7 protein-coding genes are annotated in these 4,541 nt (G+C 56.3%); 3 read left to right on the forward strand and 4 right to left on the reverse strand.

Features of this window, described 5'->3' with window-relative positions; all coding sequences use genetic code 11:
• Positions 1-194, reverse strand: a 194-nt coding sequence (locus AC1DRJ_RS19735) for a hypothetical protein (RefSeq protein WP_477803627.1), incomplete at its 3' end; no start/stop codon positions are given.
• 110 nt (positions 195-304) lie between these two features.
• Positions 305-793 carry a CS1 type fimbrial major subunit gene (locus AC1DRJ_RS19740; protein WP_477803628.1) on the reverse strand — a complete coding sequence of 163 codons (489 nt, stop codon included), beginning with the start codon at positions 791-793 and terminating at the stop codon, positions 305-307.
• Between the two features lie 495 nt (positions 794-1,288).
• Here AC1DRJ_RS19740 and AC1DRJ_RS19745 point away from each other — a divergent pair, with 495 nt between their 5' ends.
• Both AC1DRJ_RS19745 and AC1DRJ_RS19750 read left to right on the forward strand, forming a co-directional pair.
• Entirely contained in the window at positions 1,289-1,867 is a 579-nt protein-coding gene (locus AC1DRJ_RS19745; RefSeq protein ID WP_477803629.1) for a PadR family transcriptional regulator, read from the forward strand.
• Positions 1,864-2,649: a siderophore-interacting protein gene (locus tag AC1DRJ_RS19750; protein ID WP_477803630.1), complete on the forward strand. Its 786-nt coding sequence runs from the start codon at positions 1,864-1,866 to the stop codon at positions 2,647-2,649. Before AC1DRJ_RS19745 ends, AC1DRJ_RS19750 begins: the two co-directional genes overlap by 4 nt.
• 123 nt (positions 2,650-2,772) lie before the next feature.
• Here the strand turns inward: AC1DRJ_RS19750 and AC1DRJ_RS19755 are convergent, their stop codons facing one another.
• Positions 2,773-3,429 carry a Pr6Pr family membrane protein gene (locus AC1DRJ_RS19755; protein ID WP_477803631.1) on the reverse strand — a complete coding sequence of 219 codons (657 nt, stop codon included), beginning with the start codon at positions 3,427-3,429 and terminating at the stop codon, positions 2,773-2,775.
• Between the two features lie 2 nt (positions 3,430-3,431).
• On the reverse strand, positions 3,432-3,662 hold the full coding sequence (locus AC1DRJ_RS19760; protein ID WP_007944895.1) for a VF530 family protein: 231 nt from the start codon (positions 3,660-3,662) through the stop codon (positions 3,432-3,434).
• Positions 3,663-3,946: 284 nt separating this feature from the next.
• Between AC1DRJ_RS19760 and AC1DRJ_RS19765 the strand changes: the two genes are divergently transcribed.
• The coding region (locus AC1DRJ_RS19765; protein WP_477803632.1) for a carbohydrate porin at positions 3,947-4,541 on the forward strand (595 nt) is incomplete at its 3' end.

Consider the following 4,541-nt stretch of genomic DNA (forward strand, 5'->3'; position numbering starts at 1 on the left):
CCCAGAAACTGTTGATCAAGTTCCACGCGCACCGCCAGTGGCACATCAAAGAAGTGCTCTTCGAACTCAGTCGGCAAACCTTTGGCCTGCGCCAACAGACTTCGAGGTGTATACGCGTTATCCGCTGGCGAGGCCAAAGCGGTTGCGCAAAAAAGCAAGGCAAGCGCCGTCGCGATGGGAGTCATCGGGAACATGAGCGAAATACTCTAAAGATAAGTGCGTTGAAACCCGATCGACAGGCAGAATTTGCCTGTCGACCGGCAAGTGTTATCAAAATAAGAACATGCCTTACTTCATAACCGTATTACTGAACGCGCGGAACGGCATCGAAGATTACGACTGGATTGGCAGTGTAAAGGCCCGTCTGAGCGGCAGTCGGCTTGGCAGCGGCAATCACCAGATCAGCGCGCATCCCCCCATTGGATTCGGTATCGCCGACCACTTCCTCGGAAGCGCCAGTCAAGGTTACGCCATTGAAGGAGTAGGTCAGCGCGATGTTGTTGGAACCGTTGAACAGGGGTTGCGGGCCGCCCTCTACATAAGCATTGACCGAACCATTGGTGTGGCGAATATCATAAGTCGCACGCAGAGGGCTCAAGGTGCCAGCCACCAGGTTGTAGGACATTTTCTCATCTTTACCGAAGTCAGGATCCACCGGTTGGGCATGGAATACCTGGGTTGGGATAGAGGCGCTGATATTGATGGAGGTGCGCGCTTCTTCTGCAGCGAACGCCACCGAAGTGCTCAGTGCCAGGAGGGTCATCGGGACGGCGATTGCAAACTTATTGAACATTGTTGAGTACCTGTCTTTTCAAAGGATTTGGCCGAAAAAGCCTGAACAAGCCAGTACGATTCATCGTGTTCTGGCTCAACTTTCGACGCCAGAGAATGATCGGCCAATCGCCCAAGAAAGTAAGTACGTAACTTCCGAAGAACATGTAGTAACAATGGCTTTCGAACAACAGGAAAAAAGATAGAAAAACACTAATTACGTTGTATAGCCCTCAGATAAATACTACACACAGCTCTAGCTGAAAAGACACACAGACGACAAGCTAACAACTTTCCGTAAGATCGATACTACTAACACAGTCAAAGACCCATGATAAGTAGTAGAAGTTAGAGAATTAGTTTTATTACTCTAAAAAATCGACTTCCTTCACCATCCGATCCTCGCGTGAGCTTCACTWCAGGTCCACCTCGGCCCTCGACCGTTCGTCCAGCCCTCTTGCTTTTGTCTTAAGATATATCTTAAGTTGTATCTAAACACGACGAGAGAAGACGAAAAATGAGAGACCATCATTCCCATAGAGAACACGGCGACAGCCGCGACGGCTTCGAAAAACGCCCAGGCCCTGGCCGTGAACGCGGCGGACGCGGGCCTCGAGTGTTCGCTCCCGGCGATCTGAAGTTGCTGCTRTTGGCGCTGATCGCCGAACAGCCCTGCCACGGCTATGACCTGATCCGCCAGATCGAAAGCATGTTCGACGGCGCCTACAGCCCCAGCCCCGGCGTGATTTACCCGACCCTGACCTTTCTTGAAGAAAGCGAAATGATTACGGGCGACGCTGAGGGCGGCAAAAAACGCTACAGCGTCACCGACGCTGGGCGCTTATCGCTGACCGAGCAAGCGATTGCGCTGGATGGCGTGCGGATGCGCATCGACGTCAGCAAGCGTTCCTTGCGTGGGCATGATCGTCCGGCGGAGATCCACGAGGCGGTGCACAACTTGCGTCATGCCCTGCAGATGCACCACGGGCGCTGGAGCCCGGAAGAAATCCTGCGGGTGCGCGACCTGCTCAACAACACAGCCAAAGCTATTGTCGACGGCCCTGCCGTACAACTTGTTCAGGAGAAAGCCGAATGACTGAAGTGATCGTGCAATCCATCCACCGAGTCATGCATGAGATCAAACGCCGGCGCCTGGAAGTGTTGCGCGTGGTCGACCTGACGCCGCGTATGCGCCGGATCACGCTGGGTGGGCCGGAGCTGGCCGGCTTCGTCAGCCTCGGCACCGACGACCACGTCAAACTCCTGTTCCCCCAGAACGCGGCGGAACAAGCGGCGCTGGAAACAATGGTATTGGGTGCCGGCAAAGACAACGGACCGATGCCCGCAATGCGTGATTACACACCGCGTCGCTACGACCTCGACACCCTGGAATTGGACATCGATTTTGTGCTGCACGGCGACGGCCCTGCCTCGACCTGGGCCGAGCAAGCCAGGCCCGGCCAGTTCCTGCACATCGGCGGGCCCCGTGGCTCGATGATTGTGCCGGACATGTTCGACAGCTACCTGCTGATCGGCGACGAAACCGCCCTGCCCGCCATCGCCCGTCGCCTCGAAGGACTCGCGGCGAATCGCCGAGCGCTGGTGATTGTGGAAGTGCAGAACGCTGCCGAGCAGCAGCATCTGGAAAGCGCCGCGCAGGTCGATGTGATCTGGGTCCTGCGCGAAGGGGGTAAAGACAATCTGCTGACCACCGTCAAGCAACTGCAAGTCCCGAGCGGCCATCTGTATGCGTGGGTGGCGACCGAGAGCAAGGTGTCGCGGCAGATTCGCAGGGTGTTACTCGAGGAGCATGGCTTGAATGAGCAGTTCGTCAAAGCCGTCGGATACTGGCGGCTGGATGCAAACGACGATGAGTGACTGGCTTTAAGCCCCCTTCGCGAGCAGGCTCGCTCCCACAGGTGTCCCGGTTGTTCACAAATCATGTGTTCAAAATCGAACCATGTGGGAGCGAGCCTGCTCGCGAAAGCGATGGCTCAATCACTACAAATCCGAGTGCTTTGCACGACACCCAAGCCAGCGATCCAGCCCGATAACGATCAGCGAAATCACCCCAAACCCCATCAACAATCCCCCCGCATTCACAAACACCTGTGGATAACCCAACTTGTCCACATCGATGAACGGATAGGGATAAACCGCCAACAAATGCCCGCGCCACAATACATACGCGAAGTACACCAGCGGATAAATGACCCACAGGCCAATGTGCCGCAACCGTAACGTGCCTTTGGGCACACACACCCACCAATACCCCAGAAACAGCAGCGGCATGACATCGTGCATCAATTCGTCAGCCAGAAATTGCCAGCCTTCGGGATGCCATAAATGTCGCAGCAACACGCTGTACGCCAGCCCCACTACAGCGATGCTCACGGCAATCGCGCTGCTGACCCACGGTTGTAAAAACCAGCCTCGCGCCGCGGACTCGCGGGACGTCCACTCACAGGTCAGTACCGTCGCCACCAGCGTATTGGTGAGTACGGTGAAATAGCTGAAAAAGCTCACCACCCCGCCGATCAGGCTGGCTTCCAGACTCCAGCGCGAATACAAAATCAGGTAAAGCTGAATGGCCAGCCCCGACCAGCCCAGCAGCGCCGCAACGGCAACAAAACGACGCCTCGCAGCCGAGCCCGGCATGTTCAGACCGGTCGCTTGGTGCGCATCAACTTGACGTACAAGCGCTCGACCTTCTCCCGGGCCCACGGGGTTTTACGCAGGAACGTCAGGCTCGACTTGATGCTCGGGTCGCTCTTGAAGCAGCGGATATCAATGCGCTCGGCCAGCCCCGACCATTCGTAATGTTCCACCAGGGCGTTGAGGATCTGTTCCAGCGTCACGCCGTGCAGCGGGTTGTTGTTCTGTTCGGTCATGCAGGGCCTTCGAGCGATGTAAGGAGTGGGAAGCCGCGCACCTTAGCCGAGGGGGTGATCGGGTGGAAGCGCTCTGTGCGCTATCTATTACTGTAGGTGACCTTGTCAAGACTGCCGCCCGGCACTGTTACCGAATCTGAAATGCTCCATGTCAGTAAAAGCCCTTTCTCTATTTGTAACAGAACATTATCCTTGCGCCCGCCAAGCTGAAACGCTTCCGCTATCTGCTTCACGCCTGCATCAATCCGTTTATTTCCTAGAAAAAGACCCCGAATTTCTTCTCTATGCCTTATTTTCAAACTTCGCGAGACAGCGCTGTCTGCATGACTGTTGCCAGCCGAAAAGCCCTGAACCTGATTGGAGGGTTCACCGCACTGGGCATCGCCACCTGCACCCAGGCGGCTCCCGCCTTCGATAGCGAGTCCCCGTGGATGCTCGGCGACTGGAATGGCACGCGTACCGAACTTTCGGAAAAAGGCTACGACTTCAACGTCGATTACACCGGCGAAACGGGCAGCAATCTGCACGGCGGCTACGACCATGACCGCACCGCGCGTTACAGCGACCAGTTCGCCTTCGGCACGCACATGGACTTGCAGAAAATCCTCGGTTGGGACGATGCCGAATTTCAGCTGACCGTCACCGAGCGCAACGGCAATAACATCAGCAACGACCGCATCAACGATCCGCGTGTAGGCGGCTTTACCTCGGCTCAGGAAGTCTGGGGGCGCGGGCAGACCTGGCGTCTGACGCAGATGTGGTATCAGCAGAAATTCTTCGATCAGCAACTCGACATCAAGGTCGGTCGCTTCGGTGAAGGCGAAGACTTCAACAGCTTCCCTTGCGACTTCCAGAACCTGGCGTTCTGCGGCTCTCAGG

The sequence above is a fragment of the Pseudomonas sp. P5_B2 genome (genome assembly GCF_056400445.1).

Excerpts from the sequence above, each read along its gene's own strand:
- AC1DRJ_RS19755 (WP_477803631.1), bottom strand. The coding sequence starts at position 3,429 with ATGCCGGGCTCGGCTGCGAGGCGTCGTTTTGTTGCCGTTGCGGCGCTG.
- AC1DRJ_RS19750 (WP_477803630.1), top strand. The coding sequence starts at position 1,864 with ATGACTGAAGTGATCGTGCAATCCATCCACCGAGTCATGCATGAGATC.
- AC1DRJ_RS19760 (WP_007944895.1), bottom strand. The coding sequence starts at position 3,662 with ATGACCGAACAGAACAACAACCCGCTGCACGGCGTGACGCTGGAACAG.
- AC1DRJ_RS19740 (WP_477803628.1), bottom strand. The coding sequence starts at position 793 with ATGTTCAATAAGTTTGCAATCGCCGTCCCGATGACCCTCCTGGCACTG.